At 63.0% G+C, this 2756-nt stretch carries 2 protein-coding genes; both read right to left on the reverse strand.

Features of this window, described 5'->3' with window-relative positions; all coding sequences use genetic code 11:
* On the reverse strand, nucleotides 1–1118 hold a 1118-nt coding region (locus tag VL598_RS11840), incomplete at its 3' end, for a class I adenylate-forming enzyme family protein (RefSeq protein WP_325326913.1).
* Between the two features lie 4 nt (nucleotides 1119–1122).
* Nucleotides 1123–2127 (reverse strand): LysR substrate-binding domain-containing protein, encoded by a 1005-nt coding sequence (locus tag VL598_RS11845; protein WP_325326914.1) that lies wholly within the window; start codon nucleotides 2125–2127, stop codon nucleotides 1123–1125.
* Nucleotides 2128–2756: the final 629 nt, after the last annotated feature.

Consider the following 2756-nt stretch of genomic DNA (forward strand, 5'->3'; position numbering starts at 1 on the left):
CCCTCGGAATCGACAATATCGAAGCGGATATGCGCGGCCGGATAACCGACCGTGCCAATCTTGCGGCGCTCCGAACGGCTGCCGCACATCCAGCCCGCTTCCGACGAACCGTACAGATTCAGAATGCGGATGCCGTACTGCTTTTCGAAGCGCATCCATTGAAGCGGCGAGAGCGGCGCCGTGCTGCACGTCATCGCGCGTAGCGACGCGAACGTCCCGGCGGACGCATCGAGCGGCGCTTCGAGCAGCAAATTAAGCACGGTCGGCACGCCGGCGCTGACGGTCACGCGGTTTTCACGTACCCAGTTGCCGAACTCCCTGCGCGAAAACTTGCGTGCTATGCAAAGTGTCGAGCCCAGTTGCAGGAACGGCATCAGGCTCAGAATCTGCGCGGAGTACCAGTCGAATGAACGATATTCGAGCGTGCGATCATCGCTGTTAAGACCAAGCAGGTCGATGCTGTCGAGGCCGTTGAGCCAGTAGCACGCGTGGTCGTAGACGACGATCTTCGGAATGCCGGTCGTGCCTGATGTGCAGCACAGCGATGCAATATCGTCGATCGCGCAGACGGTCTCGGCGTCGGGCAGCGGCGGGGCGTCGCTGTTCCGGCGTTCGTCGTCCGGCGCGAGCGTGATCGTGTGCTGGCCGGCGCGTTGCGTTTTCGCGCGGCCCGGCGTTTCGCTGCCGAATCCACCTGCGGCAAAGCGCACGAGCGGCGCCTTTGTCATGGCGGACAACCCTGCGCTGCTTTCATCGGGGCATACGACGAGACCGGGCGCGAGCGTCTCGAGCAGCTTGCGCGCGATCTCGTGGCCCACGAAAGGAACATCGAGCGGACATACGACTGCGCCGAGGCGCCAGACGCCAAGCCAGAGCAGCAGCTTGTCGGGTGCTTCGCAGTTCGCAAGCACGACGCGCGTGCCTTTTTCTACGCCATGTTGTGCGAGTTGCCGCGCAATACCGTCGATGCGATTCGCAAGCTGTTCGAACGATATGCGCACGCGCCGCTCGACATCGACAATCGCATCCTTCTCCGGCTTGTCGCGCCGATGCCGGTCGAGCAGCGTCGCGACGGTACGCCAAGGCGGATCGGGTACCGGTGGACAGTCGCTCGACATGAACTCAGTAAGGCGAGCCGGCCGCAACGACGGCAGCCGACGCGTGCACCGCCGGGCGAGCGGCCTGCCCATCATGCGCAGTGGGCCCTTCGCGTTCATCGTGCGCGCGATTCTCGCCGAGCCGCGCGAGCGCCCACTCGCGGAACACCTCGACTTTCTTCGTTCTCGCCTTGTCGATCGGCGATGTGACGAAATACGCGGAGCTCGACGGCACGCGCACCTCGAACGGCGCGACGAGCTTCCCACTCGCCAGATCGCCGTTGACGAGCGGCGTGCGGCCGATGGCGATGCCGACACCGTCGACGGCCGCGGCGAGAGACGTGAGCTGCAGGTGAAACACCGATTCGCTCGCGAATTCGACGGGCCCGTGCACGGCGGCCTCGAGCCACGCAGGCCAGTCGTCCTGATACATCGAATAGAAGTAGGTGCGAATCTGGCGCATGCGCGCAAGGCCGTCGGCGATCGAGCCGAACTTGCCGGCTTGCTCGAGCACCGCGGGCGAGCACACAGGAAAGAATTCTTCGCCATGCAGCCGGTCCGAACGCGTTGACGCCCAGCGGCCCGAACCATAGCGGATCGCGACGTCATAGCTATTGCGCTCGAACTCGTTGAAGGTCGAACTCGTCGCGACGTGCACGGTGATCTCGGGATGCGCGCTTTGAAATTCGGGCAACGCGGGAATCAGGCATTTGACCGCATAAGTCGGCAGGCACGTGACCGTGAGGACGGTGCTCGGCTTTTTCTTGCGCGCGTGCGCGGTGGCGATCGACAGCAGATTGATCGCCTCATGCACGGAATTCAGATACTCGCGCGCGGCGGGCGTGAGCGTCAGCACGTTGCGGCGCCGCACGAACAGCTTGACCTCGAGCCGGTCTTCAAGCGTCTTGATCTGATGGCTGATCGCCGTCTGGGTCAGTTCGAGTTCCTGCGCCGCGCGCGTGAAGCTCAGGTGCCGAGATGCAGCTTCGAACGCAAGCAAGCTCTGCAGAGAAGGAATGTAGGGTCTCATTCGATGAGTCAGCGCAGTGCAGGATCAGTGAGGCGGATTTTAACGGGGTTTCACAATGGTGGGAACGTAACAGGACAGCACGGATGCTGCGATGATCGGCCCGTTGCCGGCGCCGAGGAAATGAAACTTTTTCATGCGGGCATGAGAAAAGTTAGTTTGCGCGCGATGAAAGCACTCATGCACTCTTGGCCGGTCGAGCAAAGCGTCGTCGATCGGCGCGCGCGAATCAATCATTACAAACCCGGAACTATCAATGACGACCGGCAAGCAAAAGGCCCGACGCTTCGCGCGCGGGCAAGGTCAAGCGAACACACATTTCGGTGCGCGTTCTATGGTGTGGAACGGCGCGCAGGTTGCCGCGCACGACGAAGGCTTCGCGCGGCCCGCAACCGACGGGTGGCCTGAACCGCTCAACCATGGGTTCACCGGCCGGTCTGGTGGTTGAGCGGAGGAACGGTTGTGGAGATCGACGCGCTCGAAAATCCGTTCCTCGCCAGCCTCGGCATGACACGCATGGCATGGCATGAAGGGTACGCGGAATTCCGTCTTCGTTTGCAGCCCGGCATGCTGAACCGTCAGCGCGTGCTGCAAGGCGGCGTCGTCGCGACGCTGCTCGACGCGGCATGCGG

Origin of the sequence: Trinickia sp., assembly GCF_035492435.1 — a bacterium.
GTDB lineage: Bacteria > Pseudomonadota > Gammaproteobacteria > Burkholderiales > Burkholderiaceae > Trinickia.

What these genes read in the sequence shown, in the direction of transcription:
- VL598_RS11845 (WP_325326914.1), bottom strand. Translation starts at nt 2,127, where the DNA reads ATGAGACCCTACATTCCTTCTCTGCAGAGCTTGCTTGCGTTCGAAGCT.